The sequence below is a fragment of the Paenibacillus sp. FSL L8-0340 genome, assembly GCF_038593145.1.
Lineage (GTDB): Bacteria > Bacillota > Bacilli > Paenibacillales > Paenibacillaceae > Paenibacillus_AQ.
Genome location: NZ_CP151967.1, coordinates 999,214 through 1,022,245, shown reverse-complemented (window position 1 = coordinate 1,022,245; position 23,032 = coordinate 999,214). Strand labels below are relative to the sequence as shown.

At 51.1% G+C, this 23,032-nt stretch carries 18 protein-coding genes; 9 read left to right on the top strand and 9 right to left on the bottom strand.

Annotation, left to right across the window (positions count from 1 at the left end):
- Nucleotides 1-8: 8 nt before the first annotated feature.
- Nucleotides 9-2,147, top strand: coding sequence for a penicillin-binding protein 2 (locus tag NST07_RS04665; RefSeq protein ID WP_341089952.1), 2,139 nt, complete (start codon nucleotides 9-11; stop codon nucleotides 2,145-2,147).
- Nucleotides 2,148-2,781: 634 nt separating this feature from the next.
- Here NST07_RS04665 and NST07_RS04660 read toward each other — a convergent pair.
- Nucleotides 2,782-3,516, bottom strand: a complete 735-nt coding sequence (locus NST07_RS04660) for a YceI family protein (protein ID WP_341089950.1) — start codon at nucleotides 3,514-3,516, stop codon at nucleotides 2,782-2,784.
- A gap of 190 nt (nucleotides 3,517-3,706) precedes the next feature.
- Here NST07_RS04660 and NST07_RS04655 point away from each other — a divergent pair, with 190 nt between their 5' ends.
- From NST07_RS04655 to NST07_RS04645, 3 genes are all read left to right on the top strand, one after another.
- Nucleotides 3,707-4,387 carry a response regulator transcription factor gene (locus NST07_RS04655; protein WP_341089948.1) on the top strand — a complete coding sequence of 227 codons (681 nt, stop codon included), beginning with the start codon at nucleotides 3,707-3,709 and terminating at the stop codon, nucleotides 4,385-4,387.
- Nucleotides 4,375-5,775, top strand: coding sequence for a HAMP domain-containing sensor histidine kinase (locus tag NST07_RS04650; RefSeq protein WP_341089946.1), 1,401 nt, complete (start codon nucleotides 4,375-4,377; stop codon nucleotides 5,773-5,775). The genes NST07_RS04655 and NST07_RS04650 overlap by 13 nt, the downstream gene beginning before the upstream one ends.
- Nucleotides 5,776-5,864: 89 nt before the next feature.
- Nucleotides 5,865-6,362, top strand: a complete 498-nt coding sequence (locus NST07_RS04645; RefSeq protein ID WP_341089944.1) for a hypothetical protein — start codon at nucleotides 5,865-5,867, stop codon at nucleotides 6,360-6,362.
- Between the two features lie 119 nt (nucleotides 6,363-6,481).
- Here the strand turns inward: NST07_RS04645 and NST07_RS04640 are convergent, their stop codons facing one another.
- Entirely contained in the window at nucleotides 6,482-7,405 is a 924-nt protein-coding gene (locus tag NST07_RS04640) for a DUF6612 family protein (protein WP_341089943.1), read from the bottom strand.
- Between the two features lie 314 nt (nucleotides 7,406-7,719).
- On the opposite strand from NST07_RS04640, the gene NST07_RS04635 reads away from it, so the two are divergent.
- Complete coding sequence (locus NST07_RS04635) at nucleotides 7,720-9,177, top strand: amidase family protein (protein ID WP_342481146.1); 1,458 nt, start codon at nucleotides 7,720-7,722, stop codon at nucleotides 9,175-9,177.
- 12 nt (nucleotides 9,178-9,189) lie between these two features.
- Here NST07_RS04635 and NST07_RS04630 read toward each other — a convergent pair whose 3' ends face one another.
- Together NST07_RS04630 and NST07_RS04625 are read right to left on the bottom strand one after the other, a co-directional pair.
- The gene (locus NST07_RS04630) at nucleotides 9,190-9,507 is read right to left on the bottom strand and encodes a YciI family protein (RefSeq protein ID WP_081965684.1); all 318 of its coding nucleotides are present in this window, start codon (nucleotides 9,505-9,507) and stop codon (nucleotides 9,190-9,192) included.
- 13 nt (nucleotides 9,508-9,520) lie between these two features.
- On the bottom strand, nucleotides 9,521-10,078 hold the full coding sequence (locus NST07_RS04625) for a DUF1273 domain-containing protein (RefSeq protein ID WP_341377366.1): 558 nt from the start codon (nucleotides 10,076-10,078) through the stop codon (nucleotides 9,521-9,523).
- A 217-nt stretch (nucleotides 10,079-10,295) separates the two neighbouring features.
- Here NST07_RS04625 and NST07_RS04620 point away from each other — a divergent pair, with 217 nt between their 5' ends.
- The 3 genes from NST07_RS04620 to NST07_RS04610 are packed head-to-tail and all read left to right on the top strand — an operon-like array spanning nucleotide 10,296 to nucleotide 14,271.
- Nucleotides 10,296-11,960 (top strand): spore germination protein, encoded by a 1,665-nt coding sequence (locus tag NST07_RS04620; protein ID WP_341089938.1) that lies wholly within the window; start codon nucleotides 10,296-10,298, stop codon nucleotides 11,958-11,960.
- 24 nt (nucleotides 11,961-11,984) lie between these two features.
- Nucleotides 11,985-13,088: a GerAB/ArcD/ProY family transporter gene (locus NST07_RS04615; protein ID WP_341089937.1), complete on the top strand. Its 1,104-nt coding sequence runs from the start codon at nucleotides 11,985-11,987 to the stop codon at nucleotides 13,086-13,088.
- Nucleotides 13,081-14,271 carry a Ger(x)C family spore germination protein gene (locus NST07_RS04610; RefSeq protein WP_341089936.1) on the top strand — a complete coding sequence of 397 codons (1,191 nt, stop codon included), beginning with the start codon at nucleotides 13,081-13,083 and terminating at the stop codon, nucleotides 14,269-14,271. Before NST07_RS04615 ends, NST07_RS04610 begins: the two co-directional genes overlap by 8 nt.
- A gap of 170 nt (nucleotides 14,272-14,441) precedes the next feature.
- On the opposite strand, the gene NST07_RS04605 is transcribed toward NST07_RS04610, so the two are convergent.
- The gene (locus tag NST07_RS04605) at nucleotides 14,442-16,472 is read right to left on the bottom strand and encodes a beta-galactosidase (protein WP_341089935.1); all 2,031 of its coding nucleotides are present in this window, start codon (nucleotides 16,470-16,472) and stop codon (nucleotides 14,442-14,444) included.
- 94 nt (nucleotides 16,473-16,566) lie between these two features.
- Here NST07_RS04605 and NST07_RS04600 point away from each other — a divergent pair, with 94 nt between their 5' ends.
- Complete coding sequence (locus tag NST07_RS04600) at nucleotides 16,567-17,427, top strand: AraC family transcriptional regulator (protein ID WP_342481145.1); 861 nt, start codon at nucleotides 16,567-16,569, stop codon at nucleotides 17,425-17,427.
- Nucleotides 17,428-17,722: 295 nt separating this feature from the next.
- Here NST07_RS04600 and NST07_RS04595 read toward each other — a convergent pair whose 3' ends face one another.
- From NST07_RS04595 to NST07_RS04580, 4 genes are all read right to left on the bottom strand, one after another.
- Nucleotides 17,723-19,729, bottom strand: coding sequence for a beta-galactosidase (locus NST07_RS04595; protein WP_341377363.1), 2,007 nt, complete (start codon nucleotides 19,727-19,729; stop codon nucleotides 17,723-17,725).
- Nucleotides 19,730-19,885: 156 nt separating this feature from the next.
- Nucleotides 19,886-21,193, bottom strand: coding sequence for an ABC transporter substrate-binding protein (locus NST07_RS04590; protein WP_341089933.1), 1,308 nt, complete (start codon nucleotides 21,191-21,193; stop codon nucleotides 19,886-19,888).
- A 58-nt stretch (nucleotides 21,194-21,251) separates the two neighbouring features.
- The gene (locus tag NST07_RS04585) at nucleotides 21,252-22,085 is read right to left on the bottom strand and encodes a carbohydrate ABC transporter permease (protein ID WP_038586231.1); all 834 of its coding nucleotides are present in this window, start codon (nucleotides 22,083-22,085) and stop codon (nucleotides 21,252-21,254) included.
- Nucleotides 22,085-22,966: a sugar ABC transporter permease gene (locus tag NST07_RS04580; RefSeq protein WP_038586228.1), complete on the bottom strand. Its 882-nt coding sequence runs from the start codon at nucleotides 22,964-22,966 to the stop codon at nucleotides 22,085-22,087. Before NST07_RS04580 ends, NST07_RS04585 begins: the two co-directional genes overlap by 1 nt.
- Between the last annotated feature and the right edge of the window lie 66 nt (nucleotides 22,967-23,032).

Below are 23,032 nucleotides of genomic sequence, written 5' to 3'. Positions count from 1 at the left end.
GGCTGCATGTGAAGTCTATTTTCAAATCAAATTCTTTATCTGATGACCAAAAAACGAACCAGTCGCTTAGTCTGCGCATCAATGTGTTTTTCTTCAGCACGTTTATTATATTCTGCATTATTATTGTCCGTCTTGCCATTCTACAGTTTGTCGAAGGACCTACGCTCAAAGAGGCAGAGACAAGCCGGGATACGAAAAGTGTTCCGCTTGCTTCAATTAGAGGGACTATTTATGCTCAGGCTGGAGAGAAATTGGCCTATTCGACTTCGGTGCAGACCTTATATTTTACTTTAACAAAAGAATATTCCGAAACCTCGAAGGACAAGAAGACTAAAAAAACTGCCCGTACTCCAGAGGCCGTCGCCAAGGCCGGCCTTCTTGCAACTGAGCTTGCAGCTGATTTCGCAACACATGGGGCTAAGGTACCTAAAGATGAAGTACTAACCAAAGAAGCAGTGCTGAAAGCCATGGACCTGGATTCCAAAGTTTATTCCGGCTTTATGCTGCGTCCGATCAAACGCGGTCTGACAAATAAAGAAGTGGCCTACTTCATGGAGCACAAGGACAAATACCCCAATCTCACGGTAAGTGAAGAGGATGAACGTCATTATGACAAGGATACGGTAGCTTCACAAACGATTGGATATATTAAGCCGTTCAAAAAAACGGACATGGATATTTATAGAAACATCCTGGCGGCGATGAAAAACGAGGGCGACCCCGGTCTGGCTTACAGGGACGATGAGTTCGTCGGGTACGACGGTCTTGAACTCCAGTATCAAAGGGAGCTGCGCGGACGCAACGGATATCTGATGGTAGGCGTTAATGCACAGAACATAGCCGAAGGCATTGAGAAAGTGGTTCCGCCCGTCAAAGGCAATGACCTGTGGACCACGATCAACAAAAATGTTCAACTGAAGACTGAGCAGGCTATCCTGGATCAGATTGAATGGGTGCACAGAAATCCGGTACAGGGAAAGGTTCATCCCGACGCCAAGACCGGCTACGCTGTTGCCATGGAAGTCGATACCGGTAATATTGTAGCTATGGCCAGTATGGAGGACTATGACACCAATCTGTGGACCAAGGGTACCCTTCCGCCATCGGTATGGAACGAATTGATGCTAAATTATATGAACGGTACTATTACACCTATTTCTTCCGGGCGGTCCGGCCACAACTTCGAATCGGCAGTTTTCCTGGGTTCTGTCATCAAACCGCTGACCGTATTGATCGGCCTGAACGAAGGTTTCATTACGACAAGCACGACCTACACGGACAAAGGCAGCACGACCTTCGGCAGAGAAGGACACGAAACAACCGTGCGCAATGCCGGAGGTCATCCTTATGGATACTTTAGTTCCCCTGCCAAGGCAATTGAGAAATCCTCCAACGTATTTATGATCGATATGATCGGCAAAAAGCTTTATGAGAAATACCATGAAGAGGGTGTCAAGGTCTGGGATAGATATATGAGAGATTTTGGACTTGGTGAAGTTCCGGGTAGCGGACTGCCGGGAGAACACAAGGGCATCATCGATTATTTTGACGAAGCTAAGAATGGCAGTCCGCAATCAGCCCTGGTATTCGCCTCCTTCGGACAGCAGGGGCGTTACACCGCGCTGCAGTTAGCACAATATGCTTCTACCTTGGCAAACCAGGGGGTACGGATCAAACCCCAGCTGGTCAGTAAAGTCACAGATTCGGCGGGCAAAACCGTAAAGACGTTCGGGAGGGAAGTGCTGAACGAGGTGAAGTTCGACAAGTCCTACTGGCGGGAAGTTATTAAAGGAATGAATACTGACGTTAAAGCATTTGAGGGTTTCCCCTATGACTTTGCACGCAAAACCGGAACCTCCCAGCAGGAATACTACAGAAAGGTCAATGGAGTCAATACGAAGTTTACAGTAGACAACGGGGTATTTATTGCCTTTGCCCCACGCGAGAATCCGAAGCTGGCAGTAGCTGTAGTCATCCCCGAAGGGGGATTCGGCTCGAACAGTGCCGCACCAGTCGCCCGCAAAATTTTTGATGCGTACGATTGGGAATATGGCCTGGACGGCACACCGAAGAAGAGCATTCCCCCTAAGGAAGATGCGGATGACAAGACCACCGGCGATGGAGAAGCAGCGGAAGACGGGCATTAGTCAGAGCAGCCCGGCCTGACATCCGTAACGTGCTTGCCGGGCCGGTAGGACCGATTCAAAGGTAGCAATACCTTTGATTGAGCGGGATCCGCGCTGATGAACCGATTCAAAGGTAGATATGCACTTGATTAGGCGGGATCCGCACGGTTGGGCCGATTCAAAGGCAGATATGCACTTGATTAGGCGGGATCTGCACGGTTGGGCCAATTCAAAGGCAGATATGCACTTGATTAGGCGGGATCTGCACGGTTGGGCCAATTCAAAGGCAGATATGCACTTGATTAGGCGGGATCCGCACGGTAGGACCGATTCAAAGGCAGATATGCCTTTGATCGGGCGGGACCAGCGCTGATGACCCGACCTGCATACCGCTGGGAAGCTGCACGCCAGGCTCCTGTGTTCGTCGCTTCAGACGATGCACAATTCCGGGATAGAATAAGTGACTCTCGAAGTTTGACAACCTGTTCGAGCCTCTCCTCTTCTTAAAGCTAATGTGTTTAAACCACAAACAAAGAGCAGGGTTTCTCCAATAACGGGAGAAGCCCTGCTCTTTTCATTTTACAGTCCTGCACCGAAGTGGACTTCCACTTATAAAAGCGATAGGCACAAACAGTCGTGATAGACTCTGTATATTCTATTTAGTAAGTGTAAGTTCCAGGCGTACTTCGAGATTATTCTCCGTATCCAGTACGATGGAATGTGGACTTACCATGCCGAAATCCTCAAACGTTACGGTTGTTGTTCCCGACAGCAGAAGCTGTCCTCCGCTGTATACGGCCTGTGACTGGAAAGTCACGTCCTTCTCAATCCCTTTGACCGTAAGTGTCCCTTGCATCTCCACGGGTACTGCGGTGCCTTCCGTCCATTCTGCCGGCAGTTCGGAGAACGACTTCACGGTGAAGGTCGACTGCGGGAACTGCGTTACCGCGAGGTAATCATCGCTTTTGACATGCTCATCTCTTTGAGCGTTTTCGGAATCCAGCGCGCTCATCTCCAGAGTCCCTTCCCCGGTCATTGCGGCGGCATCCTCAAGATTCACATTCCAGGTTCCCTGAACCTTTTCATTCACAAAATTCACAGTCTCTTTGGAGGTCGTCACCGACCAATAGACTTTGGAAGTGTCGGCAATACTCCAGGCACCGTTCAATAGTTCCGCTGTAACAGCAGCACCGGAAGCTGTTTCTCCACTCGCACTCGCATTTGCATTTGCGGCAGCCGTGCCCGCACTATTCGTTCCCTGTTCCTGTGCAGGAATAACAGACTCGATTTCAACGTTATTGCCCAAGCTGTTGTTCAAGAAGGCAAAGGCCGTTACTGCTCCGATGATAACGACTCCTGTGGCAATCCAGACCCATGTTTTTTTCTTCATCCTTATTCCCTCCATCCATTTTCTAAGCGCCCTGTTAGGCTTGTTTCCCATTCTAACAAAGCAATATGTCGGGAATAAGTCAAAGCACATGCCTGCGCAATGTGGTAAACTTGTCGTAAATTTTAATTAAACTGCAGCCGCTGTCCGTATGGCAGTCAACCTGCCGGACATGTTCAAGGAGGCACTAGATATGAAGTCGATTCTAATTGTTGAAGATGAGGAAGCCATTGCCCGGGTGCTTAGTGCCTATCTCAAAAAAGCCGGCTTCCACGTAACCCGCGCCGCCGACGGACGCGCCGCGCTGGAAGCCTTTGAAGTTTCTCCTCCCGCTCTGATCCTGCTCGACATTATGCTGCCGAACATGGACGGCTTCGAGCTGCTTGGCCTGATCCGCGAGAAGAGCAGCTGCCCTGTCATCATGCTGACAGCCCGGGACGGTATCAATGACCGGCTGGCCGGACTGGACGGCGGCGCCGACGATTATATGTCCAAGCCCTTTATCCCGGAAGAAGTAGTGGCCCGCGTAAACGCAGTGCTGCGCCGCCCTTCCCAGTGGTCTGACGGCAGCCGTAAACGCCATTTCGGCAGTCTGTTCATCGACTTTTCGGCACGCAGCCTCTTCCTGAACGGTGCCGAGGTCAGCCTCAGCCCGCGCGATATGTCGGTGATGTTATTTTTGGCTGAACGCCCGAATCAAATTTGCACTAGAGAACAGCTGATTGAGCAGGTCTGGGAAATGGACTATGAGGGCAGCGACCGTGCCGTAGATCTGTCGATCAAAAGACTGCGCCAGGCACTCTCGCACTGGCCGGCGGATGAAGGGGAGATTCGCACGCTCAGAGGAACGGGGTATCAATTATGGATAACCTGAAGAAACGCACCTCCATCCTCTTCTATTGGACTGTCCGCTACCTGCTGATTATCAGCATCGGATTGCTGCTCACCGCGCTCGTCACTTTCTGGTGGATTCAGCAGGAAGCGATGAACAACCGCATGCAGACCACCGGTCTGCTGGCCCAGGAGATCGCCGACCGCAGTGTCGGCACGAACGGAAACATGAACATCAGTCCGACTCTGAGCAAGCTCGTTGAGGACCGCAAGCGCTTCTTCAAATTAACGGTCGAAATGTGTGTGATCATCACAGATAAGGAGGGACAGCTGCTGTTCTCCGAGCCGCCGCTCAGTGAGGAAGCGATGCGGCATAAGCTTAATGATACGTTAAACGATTCCCGCAGCCCGGAGTTCAAGGCTGCTGTCGCCCAAATCCAAGGAGACGGTGAAGCGCTGGGGCAGGTCATTGTCCTGCAGTCCAAACGTTCCCTGCGCCATATCCCGAAGGAAGAGATTACCTTCTTCTTGATTCTCGTCGTCTTTCTGATCATCTTAAGCTGGCTGACCATCTATCTCCTGTCCAGCAAGCTGGCCAAACCTATCCAGAAAGTGGCTGCCGCCGCCGCGCAAATCAGCGGCGGCCAGTATAACATTGTTCTGGAGACAGGGGCTAAGGAACGGGAGATTCACGAGCTGCTGATGTCCTTTCAGGAGATGGCGGGAAAGCTGCAGCAATTCGAGCAGTCGCGAGCAGTCATGCTGGCCGGAGTCTCCCATGAGCTGAAGACACCGGTCACTTCGATCAAAGGGCTGGTCCATGCCGTCCGTGAAGGTGTGGTCGAAGGGGAGGAAGCCGGGGAATTCCTTGATATCGCTTTGCTGGAGGCAAGCCGATTGCAGCGTATGGTCGCTGACCTGCTCGACTATAACGCCCTGGCTGCCGGTATTGTCGCCGTCCGCCACGACAGGCTGGATGCAGTTCCGCTGCTCGAGGAAATTATCTATCAATGGAAGCTGACACAGAGCGCAGATGTCAACGAACCTCTGCTGCACATGCCGGAGAAATCCCTGTTCCTGCGGGGTGATCCGCTGCGCATCCAGCAGATTATCGTCAATTTATTGAATAACAGCGTGCAGGCCAAGAAACCGGGAAGCAGCCTCCAGCTCACCATCAGCCTCCTATTGGCTCCAGCCGGACACGCTGAGATTACTGTGGCGGACAATGGAATAGGGATTACACCGGATAACAGAGACAAGGTCTTCGAAGCCTTCTTCCGCAGCAGCGACAAGCAAAGCACGCTGCGCGGACTGGGCCTCGGTCTGACCTTCAGCCGTTTGCTCGCCGAAGCGATGGGCGGAACACTGGTGCTGGGCAGCGGCCGGGAACAAGGCTGCCGCTTCGTACTGACCCTGCCGCTGGCGCCCTGACACCCTGACACGAGCCTGTGCAAGAAGTAGTCCGGCGCTCCTCCACATGTTATAATCACTTACAATAAACCGTGAACCGGAGGCTGTATATGCTTACTTTTGAACAGAAATTAGCTATTCTTGAATCCTACCCCCAGCTTGAACGGCGCAATGTATCGCTTGGGCGGGTGAATTATCACTTCGAGCAGAGCCGCCATGAGAAGAAGACTGTCGCTTCCCACCTGCATCCTAACGGCAACGGCTACGTGTTCGCCGGGCTCCTGCGGGGCTACGAAAGTGATGACAAAGGTCTTGTGAATATCCGCGACTATACGGAGTCTGAGCTGCGCGAGCTGCTGGATGCGTCGATCACCTCTTTGTCCATGTATATCCCGGAAGTCCCTGCACCAGGCAAAAGAAAAAAGAAAACTGCCACAGTTGCCGATACCCTTTGGGTTAATGGAGACGGACATACCTTAAGCCTGAAGCTGGAAGAAGATCTCTGGTACCTCTACGCCGGGCTTCAGCTTGAGATGGCTTTCGAGACAATCCAGGAAGCTGAAGAGTATCTGGCGGAAGAAGGTTTTGTCCCTGTCCCGGCGGAATAGATATATATTCGCCCCTATTTAATCAAAATAAAGCAAAGCCCGGAAAGGTTCTTATGACCTTTGCCGGGCTTTGTTTTGTCTTGCGATTGTTATTATTTACTCTGTTGCAGCCGCGGTTGTTACTTTGCTGCTGCTGTTGCTGAAGGCGTCTGTATTTCCTTTGCCTGCAAAGCTTCCTTCGGGACCTCAATCGCCTTGATTTCATTATGCTGCCCGATCTCATTTTTCATCTTCATATCTATGCTGATTTTCTGGCTGTCGGTGGTCATATCCATGACCATATCCACATCCGTGTGGGTGGGCAGGTATGTTTTTTGATTAACTCCATAGACGATTGTCATACTCTTAATGTCCATCTGATCCATCAAAGCCGTCATTTGCGGGTCCGCGCTGCCGCTCTGGTTCATATAGCTTTTCGCCAGTTCCTTCACATTGTCCCCTGATACCTCAGCGGTTAGAACGTAATCCTCGCCCTTCTCGGTGACCTTCGTAAATTCTGTGATGGACTTAAATTGTTCCAGTTGCTTCTCCGGACTGGCCGATTGCTGCATAGCAGACATTACTTGCTGAGTCATTTCAGCAGGCATTTTTATCCACTGTCCATTGACCAGGCTAAAAGAACCGGCATCAGTAATGTACTGCTCCATCTTTTGCTCTTCCTGCCCCGCCAGATTTATCTGGATCAGCTGATGCATTTGCAGCGGGTCCTTCATATATTCTGATTTCATGGTCATTTCAACGTTTTGATCCTGGGTCGTCTCCCCTTGGGTCATGCTCATCTTCTGTGAAATCTGCGATTCCATCGCAAAGCTCTTCAGTTCCTGGCTTGCATCTGCCGTCTTCTGAATAAGCTCTTCTACAGTGGGAGTCCCCTCATTTGCAGTTTGCTCCGCAGCCGCCTTCTCTGTTGTTTCCGGTGCCGGAGCAGCAGTGGCGGATGCTTCGGCAGCATTCGTTGATTTTTCAGCAGCCTCATTGTTGCCACAGGCCGACAGGCTGACTGCCAGCGTTACTCCTAGTACGAATGTTGTCCATTTTCTCAAGATGTTGTCCTCCTAAATTTTTGTTAGCGTTACTTCACTGAATTGGCTTCGACAAAAATCGCTTCGAAAGCATAGACCTAGTTTTGTTAACTTCTGCTTCCTGTTCTACTTTGTACAAAACTTACTTCGGAAGTATTTGCCATAGATGTATTTGAACTATTACCCAACATATGGAACCCTCTAATCACACTATCAAAAACAACCCGGAATCCGCATGCCCCTGAAGTCGTAAAAAGAACGCTGTCAAGACACGGCAAACTATGGTTAGATGAAGGAGAATGACAAACCAAAGAGAGAAAGAAGCGTGAACCTGTATGAGTTTTGAAATCGTAGAGGCTACAATAACGGAGATTCAAACTGCGCTAGCTGCCGGAGAGATCACTTCGAAACAGCTGGTGCTCATGTATCTTGAACGCATTGCCGACCATGACAAAAATGGCCTGACGATCAACTCCGTGCTGGAGATCAATCCGGATGCACTGTTCATCGCAGAATCTCTGGATGTAGAACGTTCGCAGCAGGGTCCCCGGGGGCCGATGCACGGCATACCGGTCTTACTGAAGGACAATATCAATACAGGGGATAAAATGCATACCAGTGCGGGATCGCTGGCTTTGGCGGATTCTTTTGCCGGGGAGGATGCCTATATCGTTACTAAACTGCGCGAAGCCGGGGCTGTTATTCTGGGAAAAGCCAACATGACCGAATTCGCCAATTTCATGACGAACGGTATGCCTTCGGGCTACAGCTCCCGGGGCGGACAGGTACTGAACCCTTATAACATATCCACACCGACAGGCGGCTCCAGCGCCGGTTCTGCGGTTGCGGTAGCCTGCAGCTTCTGCACAGTGTCCGTAGGAACGGAGACCTCCGGCTCCATCCTCAACCCCGGTAATCTCGGCTCAATCATCGGGATTAAGCCGACCGTAGGCATGATCAGCCGCTCCGGCATCCTCCCGCTGTCCAATACACAGGATACTGCTGGACCTATGGCAAGAACCGTCCGCGACGCCGTACTGCTGCTGAATGCAATGCTCGGCAAGGACAGCGGCGATGCCGCCATGGGAACAAGCGCGGGCAGACTGCATGAAGATTATACCGCCTTCCTTGACCCAAACGGGCTGCAGGGTGCGCGCATTGGGATTCCGCGCGATTATTATTTCGAAGAATTAACGGAAGAGCAACTGGCATTGTTCAACGCTTCCGTGGAGAGAATGCGTGAGCTTGGAGCGACAATTATCGACCCGGCTGAGATTAAGACCGCACGCGAGATCAAATATTCCTCCGTTGTGCTGAATGAATTCAAAACCTCCATCAATGCCTATCTTGCCCGCCTGGGTCCAGGCGCTCCGATGCGCACACTGAAGGACATTATCGACTTCAATCATGCCCATCCGGTCGAGACGCTAAAGTTCGGGCAAGCCACGCTGATTGATGCTGAATTCACCTCTTCCGGCACCTTGACGGAACCGCAATACCTGCGCGACCGCGCCACTGACCTTAAACTCTGTAAGGAACAGGGCATCGACGCCACCATGAGCGGGCACCGGCTGGATGCTCTGCTGTTCCCGGCCGACTTCGGTGCGCGGATTACCTCAAGAGCTGGATATCCGTCCATTGTCGTACCTTCCGGCTATACATCGGCCGGCGCCCCCTTCGGCGTTACCTTCTCGGCGCAGGCCTACCAGGAGCCTATGCTGATCAAGCTGGCATATGCGTACGAGCAGAATTACAAGATCCGTAAAGCGCCTTCGCTGCGCAGCTTTATCTAACCGGCACTTCCGTTAATCCGCAGCTATGCCCATATGCTTGTTGCCTTCATGAGACAGGTCCCAGGTGCGCAGCTCGTAGCTGCGGACGCCCGAGAGGATGTAAGGGTCACGTTCGGCAATGGCCACTGCTTCTTCGCGCGATTCCGCGCGGATAATGACCATCCCGCCAGGAGCATCGCTGAACGGACCGCACATCACGAGCTGCCCGCTGCGTTCCAGCTCCTGCAGATGACGCACATGACCCCGTATAATTTCCATATCCCTGCGGTCCTGTTCAGTCGGACTTAACAGAATGACATAACAAATATCCTCCTCATATACAGAATTCATTGGCATTGCCTCCTCATTCATATTCACGTTGATTTTCTTCATCTGCGATATTCTGGATTTCCTCGGCATGCATCAGAAACAGGCCATACTCCCCCTCCGCATGCAGCTTCAATGCCCGCTCCTTAAAATACTTCGGGCTTCCCTCAGCAGCATCCTCATCATAGAAGAGCAGAATGCCGTCGCTTTTGCGGAACAGCAGATCATCCCTGGCCCGGAATTGCCAGCTTCCGTCATAAGGAGCATTGCTTACAGCCCCGTAGTAATCCGCTCCGGCAATGATCCGCCGGTATTCATTCTGCTTCTCCTCCTTCCATTTCTCCTCTGGTGCGGCATGGGCTGTAATAATGCCCAGCTTCAGTCCGGGATACTGCGCCTTCAGCTCAAGCACCACCTCACATGCCCAAAGATCCACCCCGTATTGTCCGGGCGTAATGATCCATTCCAGCCCCTCTTCAATGAGGGGAATTAACCTGCCTGCAAGTGCTTTTTTGATATAGGGAATGCCTTGATGTTTGCTGTCAAAAATACCGAGCTCATGCGCACGGTACCCTGTTACCAGTAGGGTTTTCATCTGCTGCCTCTTTCCTGAACGGGTAATCTTGATGCTCCTCTTTATTATGCATTATACAACATTCTCCTCCGCTAATTCCTTGCCGGAAATGTACTGGCGAACAGCTAGTTGAATATTCCTTGTTGAATAATATTTTTACAGAAATGACTAAACCGCAGCAAACTTTGGAAAACTTCATTTACATAGTTGTTTACTCTTAAAGCTGGGGTTGATTTCATTGCTCGCATCGATCTTATCCTATATCCCGGGCTGGGGAGTTTTTTGTCAGGCTGGAGTTGCTCTGCTGGTCCCCCTAGTTGCCAGCAGTCTATACAAAACCTTGCATTCCTATGTAGGCAGCGGAAGAGGACCGCAGTCTTCAGGCAACGGGAATGTGTCTAACCGCAGAGCACAATCAGATACCGCCCTGCCGCAGACAGCCCCTCCCGCAGCGGCTTTCAGCGGAAATTTCGCTGCTGACCTTCACTCTATTAAGGAGGCTATCGGCGGAAACAGTGATCTCCACTTCAGGGAGTTCACATTAACGAAGCTACAGGCCCAAGGAGTCCTTATGTATGTGGACGGCATGCAAAACGACAGGCTGCTTAATATGAAGATTATGCAATTTCTAATGTTTGAGGCCACCGCGGATTCTCTGTCCGCCTCCGGCATTGCCGAACATCTGCTGCCCTTCAGCAGTTTGAACGAAGCCAGCGATCTGAATGATTTCAACAAATCCGTCCTGTTCGGGCATGCCGCACTGCTGATTGAAGGAATGCCGAAGGGATTGCTGATCCAACTTCCGGGAGGTGCTAACCGTTCGATAACAGAACCTGTCTCAGAAGCGCTGCTTCGTGGTCCACGGCTCGGCTTCTCGGAGGTGCTGAGCGAGAACACCTCCATGCTGCGCCGTCAGGGCTTCAGCGACCAGCTTGAAATGAAGATGTACCGGGCCGGCAGCAGCGTTCAAAGAGATTTGGTCGTTGCCTACATCAAGGATATTGTCAATCCGGAGCTGCTGGAGGAAGTACAGACCCGTATTTCCAAAATAGACATCGACTTTCTCGCGGAATCGGGGTATATCGAGCAGTTGATTGAAGACAACTACCTAAGTCCTTTCCAACAGGCCCAGAGTACAGAGCGACCTGACAGAGTTATAACCGCCCTGTTGGAAGGCCGCATCGCCATTCTTCTGGACGGGACGCCCTTCGCGCTGATTGTACCGGTCACTTTCAGTATGCTGCTGCAATCTCCGGAGGACTATTATGACCGGTGGTTGCCGGGATCACTTCTGCGGATACTGCGTTTCTCCGCCGCCTTTCTGGCACTTATGGCTCCATCCCTTTACATTTCCTTCATTTCATTTCATCCGGGGCTTATACCAACAGAGCTGGCGATCTCGATTATCAAGACCCGGCAAGGTGTACCTTTTCCGTCACTGATCGAGGTGCTGATTTTGGAGGTATCGATTGAGATTTTACGGGAGGCCGGAATCAGGCTGCCCAAGCCCATTGGACCGGCTATGGGCATCGTCGGCGGTTTGATTATCGGGGATGCGGCGGTGCAGGCAGGTATCGTTAGTCCCTTTTTGGTTATCGTTGTTGCCGTCACCGCCATTTCATCCTTCTCCATTCCGATGTACAGCGCCGGGATTACCCTGCGGCTTCTCCGTTTCGCCGGGATGATGTTTGCTGCGGTTCTCGGCATGTTTGGCACGATCCTGTTTTTCCTGCTGATCTGCAGCCATCTTACCAGGCTTAAGAGCTTTGGAGTACCCTACCTGACGCCGGTATCGCCGTTTCGCCCAAGGGATTGGAAGGATTTGTTCTTCCGTGCGCCGCTTACACTGATGAAACGCAGACCTGCCATGATGAAAACACAGAAACCGAAACGGAGGTCATAATCACATGCAAGAGGGGGCTGCACTATGTTTACTCGTTCAGACGATAAAATCACCGCTTCACAGGCTGCTGTGTTCCTGAACAATACCGTGCTTGGCGCGGGTATACTTACGCTGCCGCGGAGTGTGAGTCAAAGTGTGAAGACCCCGGATTCCTGGCTGTCCGTGCTGCTGGGGGGTGTGATTGTTATGGCGGTAATTGTTCTAATGGTGAAGATCAGCCAGCAATTTCCCGGTAAAACGGTTTTTCAATATGCCGGGAAAATCATTGGCCGGGTTCCTGGAGGTATTCTGTGTATTCTTCTGATTATGTATTTCTTAATCATCGCAGGATTTGAGATCCGCTCGCTCGCCGAGGTCACGCTGTTTTTTCTCCTGGAAGGCACACCGATATGGGCAGTGATCCTTCCCTTTATATGGGTCGGCACCTATCTCGTGTATGGCGGTATCAATTCAATTTCCAGAGTCTTCCAAGTGGTGTTTCCGATCAGCATCATGATTCTGCTCATTTCTTACGGTTTCAGCCTGCAGCTTTTTGATATCAATCATTTGCGTCCGGTTCTCGGCAGTGGCATTCTTCCCGTGCTCAGCGGCCTGAGGTCAACAGTTCTTGTCTATACCGGCTGTGAAGTCGTCATGACACTCGTTGCGTTCATGCAGAATCCCCGGCAGGCACTGAAAGCTATGCTGGTGGGAATCGGCATCCCGCTCTGCCTGTATCTTCTGACGGTAGTTATGGTCATCGGAGGCCTCTCGATAGATTCTGCCATTACAAGCGCTTGGCCCACTATTGATCTCATTCGAAGTTTTGAAATCCCGGGATTTTTCTTCGAGCGCATGGAGTTTCCGCTCATGGTGATCTGGCTGATGCAAATGTTCTGCAACTTCAGCAGCTTCTTTTTCCAGGCCTCTCTGGGCATCTCCCAAATCTTCCGGCTTTCCATCCATCCGGTGATTTTTTTGCTCGTTCCGGTCATTTTCATTTCCGCTATGGTGCCTAAGTCCATTAGTGATCTGTTTAACCTTGGCGATGCTATCGGTAAAATGGGAATCATACTGTTCCTTTTGCTGCCGGTACTGCTCTCAGTAATTTGGCTTATTCGCACGAAAGGATTGAAACAGCATGTGTAAGCGGACATCCCCCCTCTTCCTCTGCATGCTCCTGCTTCTGCTTACGCTGACAGGGTGCTGGAGCAGCAGAGAGATTGAAGACCTGGCCCTGTATTCCGGCCTTGCTTTAGACATAGGCAAGCTCACTCCCACGGAACAAGTGCTGGAGGAGAAAGGCGGTACCTATTCCAAGAAGAACTTGATTACGGTAACATTACAGATTGTTCCGGTTAAATCGACAGGTACAATGGAAAAACAGGGGAGCCAGCAGACCGCCCCCTATGTCAATGTATCGGGAACCGGCGACTCCGTGCTTGAGATTTTCCGCCAATTCTCGATTCGCAACGAACGGCCGATTATCGGGCATCATCTCAAGGTCATTATAGTATCGGCTGAGCTGCTCAAACGGCAGAAGATGGAGCAGCTTATGGATCTTGTACTCCGCGACAATGACATTCGTCCGAGTACGATGGTTTTCATCAGTGAAGGCCGCGCAGATGACACGCTCATCTCCAAGCGAACCGATGAAATTCCTTCCTTTCACATCAAAGAAATGATCAACAATCAATTCAGGACAAGCAAGGTGCTGCATCCAGTCATTTTGTCACAACTGGATTCACTCATGCATGCCAAAAAAAGTTATGCTCTGCAAAACCTCATTACAGCAGATGGAGATACCGTGTTTTCAGGTGCTGGAATTATTAAAGGAGATACAGGCCACTTGATTGGAGCCTTGTCACAGGAAGATACGGAGTGCCTATCCTGGCTGACCAATAAAGGCAAAAGCGGTGCGATTAAAGCCTATGATCGGGATAATCAGCCGATGACCTACGAAATGAAGACACTGAAGAGCAAGATCAAGGCCATTGTAGACGGGGATGACATTTCATTTGAAGTCTCAATTAGCACTGAGGGCCGGCTGACAGAAACCTGGAACAATAAAAGTTATTCTACTTCAGCTCAATATTCGGAAAAAGTTGGCCGCGTATTTCAGGAGAAGCTGGCGCAAATGATGCAAACGTTAATGCAGAAGCTGCAAAATGATTATAAAGTCGATGTTGCCAGTTTCGGCGACACGCTCAGCATCCAGCATCCCGGGGAATGGAAAAAGGTTAAGGAGCATTGGGACGAGACGTTCAGCCGGTCGAAGGTGAATTTCAAATATGACTTGAAAATAACGGATTTCGGCTCATATGCCGAGTGAATTTGGTAGTTCAATAAGCTAAAGCAAGCCGGTATAGGCAAAAACAGCAGAGCAGCGATTCTCCCTGATGGGTGAACTGCTGCTCTGCTGTTTTTATAGTGTGAAAATGACCAGGACTGCCGCATGCGTAGAAGTGTCCACTTTGGAGACAGCCCTTATTGCACTCTCGTTTAGTTCTTGTCAGACAAAATCAGTACGCCGCGGCCTGGAACAACAACTGAGCCGCTGAAGGTCTTACCGGTCAGCAGGTCGGTGCGTTCAGCTGCGCCGATGTCTGCACTGAGATCGCCTTCTTTGTGGTTCAGCAGGAACAGATAGGACACGCCATCTTTCACACGCTGAACGGATTCAATACCCTCAGGTGCGTTTACTAGCGGCTTAATGCCGTTCTCCTTGCAGAGATTGGCAAGGAGTCCTTGCAGGAATCCAACTTCTGGACTGCTGGCCACATAATAGGCCTTGCCTTCACCAAAGCTGTTCACCGTCAATACGGGCATGCCTTTGTAGAAGTCCGAGCCATACTGAGCCAGTACCTCGGCACCTTCCGAGTGAATCAGATCGCATAGCAGATCGCATTTGTAGGAACCGTTTAACGTTCCCCATTCCTTGTTCATGACGATTTCATTGCTCATGCCCGGCAGAAGGGCATCAATTTCCTCTGCCCAGATGCCGAGCACCTTGCGCAGCTCTCCAGGATAGCCGCCAACCGTAACCAGATCATTTTCGTTCACGATGCCGCTGAAATAAGTGGTAATAAACGTGCCGCCAGCCTTAACAAAGGCCTCAACCTTCTCGGCAAATCCCGGCTTGATCATATAAAGTACCGGTGCAATTACAATCTTATATTTGGAAAGGTTCTCTTCAACGCCAATCATATCGGCTTCGATATTCTGCTGATACAGTGCGTCATAATATTTGTGCACTTCGTTAACATAGTCCAGCGCTACGGATGGTCCGCTCGATAGATCAAGCGCCCAGCGGTTTTCCCAGTCATAAATAATCCCGATCTGCGCCTGGCTGCGTGCATCCAGCAGTTGATCGCCAAGCTGCTCCAGCTCTTTGCCAAGCTCAGCGCATTCGCGGAAGACCCGGGTATGCTCATGTCCCACATGCTCGATAACCGCGCCATGATACTTCTCGCAAGCGCCGATGGACCGGCGGAGCTGGAAGAACAGGACAGTGTCAGCACCGCGCGCTACAGCCTGATAGCTCCAAAGGCGCATTACGCCCGGGCGCTTCAGGGAGTTGTACGGCTGCCAGTTCTGCTGGCTTGGCGTTTGCTCCATCAGCATGAAGGGCTGGCCGTTCTTGAGGCCGCGCATCAGGTCATGCGTCATGGCCGTGTGGCTGACCGGTGTATCCAGTGATGGATAGTTGTCCCATGAGATCACGTCCAGATGTTTGGCCCATTCGAAATAATCGAGTTCCGGATAGAAGCCCATCAGGTTGGTAGTAACAGGAATGTTGGTGCTATGCTCCTTGATGGCATCGTATTCAATCTTGTAGCATTCCAGCAGACTATACGACATAAATCTGCGGTAATCGAGGGAAATCCCCTGGAAGTTGGTGCGGTTGCCGTTCCATTCTTCGCTGAGTTCGTTCGGAACGACAATTTCTTCCCAGTCATAGAAGGTATGACCCCAGAAACGGGTATTCCAGGCTTTGTTCACGCCATCCAGGGAACCGTAGCGTTCCTTCAGCCAGACACGGAACGCAGCGGCGGACTGCTCGGAATAGTCATAGCCGCTATATTCGTTGGAAATATGCCATGCGACAAGACCCGGATGATCCTTATAGCGCTCTGCCAGCTTGCCTGCCAGTTTAGCCGCATATTTGCGGTATACCGCACTGTTCGGATTGGAGTTATGACGGCCGCCGAACTTGCGTTTTCTGCCCTGTACATCGACACGGGTCACTTCGGGATAACGGTGAGCCATCCAGGCCGGATGTGCCCCGGTTCCTGTTGCCAGACATACATAGGTTCCATTCTTATATAAGCGGTCCATTAATTCATCCAGGCCGGAGAAATCATAAGTGTCTTCCGACGGCTGAATCAGTGCCCAGGAGAATACATTAATTGTGGCGACATCAATTCCCGCGAGTTTGAACATCCGTTCATCCTCAGCCCATACCGGGGCATCCCACTGCTCGGGATTGTAATCTCCACCGTACCAAATCTTTGGCAATTTATCGTTGATCACACTTCGCACATCCTTTATAGTATAAGTATATATTTATTCTAAACGGTTAACGTGTCGCTTTATATATAAAAATAAGGTCCATACATATAATAATATGGAACTACGGGAGATGATGATTGTGCCAGCGACAGCGGTACGCAGAATTGTGTTTGCCCAGGAGGGCGGGCAGCAGCTGCCCATAACTCTGGACAGCATGGGCTTTAACCCCGATCAGGAAAAAGTATCCCGCCCCGAAGGCTACGACACCTATCACTGGCTTCAGACGGCCCAGGGTGAAGGCATTATATATTTTGAGAACAAAAAAATCACGCTCTCCGAAGGCAGCGGCGTTCTGCTGCTGCCCGGAACTCCGCACCGCTATGAATCGCTCACTCCACATCTATGGTGCACCTATTATCTCACCTTCGGCGGCAGCTCAGCCCGGCACATCCTAGAGTCGCTGGGCATGGGCGCCAATTCCTTCTACAGGTGGGAAAGCGAAGCCCCGCTTCCTCATATGCTGAAGGAGATGCTTGACCGCCATGACGCTTCGGGCGACATGTTCAGCCTGGGCGTCTCCACCGACGCTTACCGCTTCCTGCTTACCTTGAGCAAATACGGCCGGCTGCATAACAATACTTCCATTTCCCGCAATGTGGACAAGCTGCAGCCGCTGCTGAAATGGATGGATGTCCATTATGGCGATCCCGGCATCGGACTTTATGATCTCGCGTCCCAGCTTGAGGTGTCCGGCCGTTATCTCAACAGCCTGTTTCTGCAGACCTTTGGCCTGTCTCCCTACGCCTATTTCGTCCGCCTGCGCATCCGCAAAAGCAAGGAACTGCTCGTCACCCAGCCTGACCTGACGGTAAAAGCCATCTCAAAGCTGGTTGGCTTCCGCGATGTCAGCCACTTCGTGGCCACCTTCCGCAAGCAGTCGGCGACTACACCGGAGCAATTTAGGAAGCTCCACTAACAGCTAACAGGCACGTAGTGCTATGGGTAAACTGGTGAGGCGTGGGAGGAGATTTTTAGTCACTCCGAGGAACGTCTGACTTTTTCAGCCGCTGCTATCTTCATGAATCCTATCTCTCACTCCGCCCATAATTACTTCTGCTGCACAAAGTGCAGCAGATCCGGCCCGATTTGGCCTTTATGCTGAATCTACTGCATTTCATGCGGCAGATTCAGCAGAATTGGACCCAAAATAGTCTTTTGATCGACTCCCCTTATCCTAACGTTCAATCAGTCTGTTGCTTTCACCTTTCCCGCTATTCACCCAGCTCCAGAATCTCCACCCCGTAAGCCTCCATCCGCAGCTCGCCCGAGCGGATCTCACCGTTATAGAGCACGCTAGGATAACTGCCCGGCAGCGGCACGCTTTGCGGTATCCGGTTCAAATTCAGCAGGAATAGGAAGCTGCCATTCTCTCCGCTGCGGATCGTGGCCTGCACGCCATCCGGCAGACCGGCAAAGCAGGTTACTCCATACTTGCCGGCCAAATCGGCCAGCAGCAGTGACCAGTATCGTTCTTCGGCATGGGTTCCGAAGTAATACACCTGCCCTTTCCCGAAGCTGTTGACAGTGACAGCCGGAATTCCAGCGTAGAAATCATCGCCGTACCAGGCGACAGGCACCGCAGTGACCGGCGTCAGCAGATCGCACCACTGGCTGCATTCGAAGGAGTTCCCTTCAGGGTCCACTAGGGTATGGACTTCCAGGCCGACGGGATCATATTCGTCAACCCGGACACCTGCTGCATGGCTTAACAATCCCGGCAGCGGCTGCATGACGCAGATGTTGCTCTTGTCCTTAACGCCGCTGCGGTTCGTCAGAAGGAGTACGCCGCCTGCCGCCGCATAAGCTTCAAGCTGCTCCGTAAGCTTCTCGCCCAGCACGTACAAACTTGGCGCAATGACGACCTTATAACCGTCCAGCGGTTCCCCGGCACGGATTACATCACAGCCAATCCCGAGCTTCGTAAGTGCCCGGTGAACCTGCTTGATGTTCCCGTAATAGTCCAGACCCCCGGCCTGTGGCTGGATGTCCATTGCGGCCTTCTGCTCATGAGAATGCAGAATCGCCACTTCATGCTTCAGCACAGTACCCTGCAGCCTGCCGCTGAGGCCGTTTACTTCTCCGCAGAGCTGGCTGAACTCGGCGAACCGGCGGCCCGGCACATTGCTGTGGTCAATCAGGCCATGCCAATATTGCTCGGCCCCGGCGACAGCACTTCTCCAGCGGAAATGCACGATCGTATCCGCACCTCTGGCAATCGCCTGCCAGGCATAGGCGCGGATAAAACCCGGATACGGAGCCCGCCACATCGGCATCCAGCAGCCCGGTGAGCCGCTGAGCTGCTCCATGATCCAGAAGTTCTGCCGTTTGATCCCGCGGGTGACGTCAAGAGACAGCGCTCCGCTATAGGGCGTTGTCTCTTGCTTGTCCGGTGAGGTGTTCGGATAATAGTCGAATGCCGCCACATCGAGGTCAGAGCCCACCGAATACATATCCAGCCGCTGCGGATAGCTGTGAAAGTTATGGGTAATAAAATGCTCCGGGCAAATCCTCCGCAGTGCATCAATCTGCGTCTTCTGGAACCGGACAACCGAATCCCATTGAAAACGCTGAAAATCCAGCAGGAACGACGGATTCTGGAACGGCGAGCCGCCCAGCGGTACCGTCAGCTCGTTCCAGTCACTGTACTCCCCGCTCCAGACCACCGTTCCCCATGCTGCGTTCACGTTCTCCAGCGTGCCGTACTTTTGCCTAACCCAGCTGCGGAAGGCTTCATTGCAGGTCCCGCAGTGGCAGTCGATCATGCCGAATTCATTGTCGGTCTGCCAGCCGATCACAGCAGGATGACCGCTGTAATGGCGGGCCAGGTTTTCAATAATCCGGCTGCCATATTCCCGCAGGGAAGCGCTGTTATAACAGCGGTGCCCGCGTACGCCAGGATGGAACGTCTGCCCATCGGCAAAGACCGGAAGTACATCCGGATAGGTGGTGGTCAGCCAGCGCGGCGGAGTGGCAGTTGGTGTTCCGATCACAACCCGCAATCCGTACTGATGGAACAGCTCAATAGCCCGGTCCAGCCAGGCAAAATCAAAGGTTCCTTCCCTTGGCTCCAAACGGCTCCAGGCGAATTCAGCAACCCGGACCACCTTGACCCCGGTTTCCTTCATCAGCTGAATATCCGCTGCCCACAAGGATTCATCCCAATGTTCCGGGTAATAATCGACGCCGACTTGCACTGTGTTATAACTATTCAGTGTCATATCTCCCTCTCCTCTCACTCTTATCCATCCATTTCCACTTTCATCCTATCAAAAAGACGCCCCCGCTTCACATCAATGATGAGTAGGACGGGGACGTCCGGCAATCCATTTTATCCAATTACGGCCCTTATAGGACTCTCTGTTTACGGTAAGACGTTATTTCTTCAGCTTGTCCCAAGCAGCCTGCATGCCTTTTTCCCAGCCGGCTTCGTCGACTTTATCGGCAATCAGCTGTTGAATGACACTTGCGAATTCCTGTGTTACGCCATCAGGGAATTTAGAGGATTGCAGACCGTACACTTTGCCATCCTGTACATATTTCCATACATCCGAACCCAGCAGACCGATGTCTTCCGGAGTAGCTTCGATTGTGGACAAGGCAGGGATGAATTTCCACTTTTTAGTGATATATTCTTTACCCATATCGGAAGTTACCAGCCAGTTCAGGAATGTCTTAGCTTCTTCTTTCGAGCCGGATTCTTTGTTCACAACCAGATTGGCAGGAATCCCAACAGTCAGCTTGTCATTTTTCGCAGCATCATCATTGATCGGCATAGGGAACATACCGATGTTCATGTCAGGTGTAATGTTGTCTACAAGTGTTTGTGCCCAGTTACCTTCCTGCATCATAGCGGTTTCGCCGTTAGCGAACATCGCCAGGTGAGTGTTGGCATCAGTAGTCAATGGGTTCTTTTGTCCGTATTTCACAGTCAGCTTAAGCAGGTTGCTCCAATCTTTGAATACTGGGTTGCCCACGATCGTGGAGGTACCTGCGTTAAGTCCGCTGATGAATTCATCTACATTGTCTTGTTGTGCAAAAGCTACGCTGATGCCCTGGTTACCCAGCAGCCACCACTCTTGATACGCGTTGCCGAAAGGAATAACATCGATAGCCTGCAATTTCTTAGCTGCTTCTTCAAGCTCAGTGATTGTTTTTGGAGTTTCAGTAATGCCAGCTTTTTCGAACAGATCTTTGTTGTACACATAACCGATACCTTCAAGGTTCATTGGCATACCGTAGGTTTTGCCGTCTTTGGTCATTGGTTCAGCCGCCAAAGGAATCAGATCCTTCACCCAAGGCTGGTCGGACAGATCTTCCAATTTATCGCCCCACAGATCCATTTCGGCATAACCGCCGTTGGAGAAGATGTCAGGTGCATCGCCGGAAGCGAATTTGGTCTTCAGCGCTGCTGCATAGTCTGCGCCACCGCCGACAGTTTGGATATCCAGCTTGATGTTAGGATTTTCTTTTTCAAATTCAACCTTCAGCTCATTGAGGCCTTCAACGATTTCAGTCTTGAATTGGAAGATCTTAACCGTTTTAGTTTCGCCGCCTTTATTGCCAGCGCTTCCATTTTGAGCAGTATTTGAAGCCGTATTATTATTGTTGCCACCGCATGCCGCGAGCACAACAGACATCAGCAGGACGCTGGACATCATCAGTGCAGAACGTTTCTTCATCATTCTAGTTTCCCCCTTGAATAAATTTACTAGCCTTTATATTTGGAACGGGGGCCCGGTGTTAACCTTTCACCGAGCCAGCCGCTATTCCTTCAACAATGTAACGCTGCATAAACAGGTAGAATACTACGATTGGAGCTACACCAAGCGCAAGCGCCGGAAGCGCCATATCCCATTGCTTCGTGTACTGGCCGAAGAACGAGAAGGTTGCCAGCGGAATGGTCCGAAGTTCCGGTGCCTGAAGAATCAGGGACGGGAGCAGATAGTCATTCCAGATACCGAGTGCATTCAAGACGATCGTCGTCATTAGCATCGGTTTCAGCAGCGGAAGCACAATCCGGAAGAAAGCACTGATCGGATTACAGCCATCCACGGTTGCCGCTTCTTCAATCTCAAGAGGCACCGATTTGATGAAACCATGGAACAGGAAGATCGCCATCGGAACACTGATTCCCAGATTAGTAATAATGAGTCCGGCGAAGGAGTTATTAACTCCAATAATATTAACGACTTTCAGGATCGGAATCATAATTGTCTGGAAAGGAACCACCATTGCCGCTACGAACAGAAGCAGCAGAATCTGATTGAACCGCGTGTTGGCGCGAACCATGCGATAGGCAGCCATAGCGCTGAACAGCGAGATAAAGACAACACTGATTACTGTAACTATGATCGAATTGCGGAATGCTTCAGAGAAGCGGGCCAATTTCCACGCATTGGAATAGTTGGACCACATGAAGACTTCCGGCCAGCTTGCCGCGTCGCTTAGGATTTCCCCGAACGATTTCACCGAGTTCGCCAGCAAGAAATAAAACGGAGACAGGAAGAGCAGTGCCAGCAGGATCATGAATACTTCAATCCCGATATTCCATCTGCCTTTTGACTTTGCATTCATTAAGCTTCGACCTCCTTGCTCTTCGTAACACGGACCTGAATCACAGTAATAATCGCCACAATTACGAAGAACAGCAGCGCTTTTGCAGTACCCAGACCGTAACGGTTGTTCAGGAAGGCTTCATTATAAATATTCATTGCCACGGATTCCGTTGATTTGAATGGTCCGCCTTTCGTCAGGGAAAGGTTAAGGTCGAACATTTTGAAAGACCAGGAAATCGCCAGGAACAAACCGATGGTTACAGCAGGCATGATCAGCGGCACTACAATGTTGCGCAGTACCTGCATCCGGGAAGCCCCGTCAATCTCAGCCGCCTCCAGCACCTCTTTGGACACATTGCTGAGTGAAGCGATGTAGATTACCATCAGATAACCGGAAGACTGCCAGACAAAGACCATCACAATCGCCCAGAAGCCGGTTGTTGCATCACCGAGCCATGGAAGATTGAAGAAGGACCAGCCAGTCATACCCCCGAGTGTTGAGAACCCTTTGATGAAGATAAACTGCCATATAAAACCAAGCAACAATCCCCCGATAACATTCGGCATGAAGAAAATGGTACGGAGCATATTACGTGTTTTTAAAGGTTTGGTTAGCAGATAGGCCAGGAAAAAGCCCACTACATTGGTCAATATAACCCCCAGCACAGTAAATCTTACTGTAAACCAGAAGGACGACCAGAAATCCGGATCATTTGTAAAAATCGCTTTAAAGTTATCAAAGCCAACCCAGCTTACATTACCAGATACGCCGTTCCAGTCTGTAAAGGAATAATACATCCCCATTAGAAATGGAATAATCGTAATCAGGGTAAAGAACAATAAGGCCGGTCCGACGAAAAAAAGCTGTTGACCAAATTGGGACAACTTATTGCCGCGCATTTACCCGTCCCCCTTTCTTTTACTCACTTACTTGTTTATGATCTAAACATATTATCCGTTTTTTTG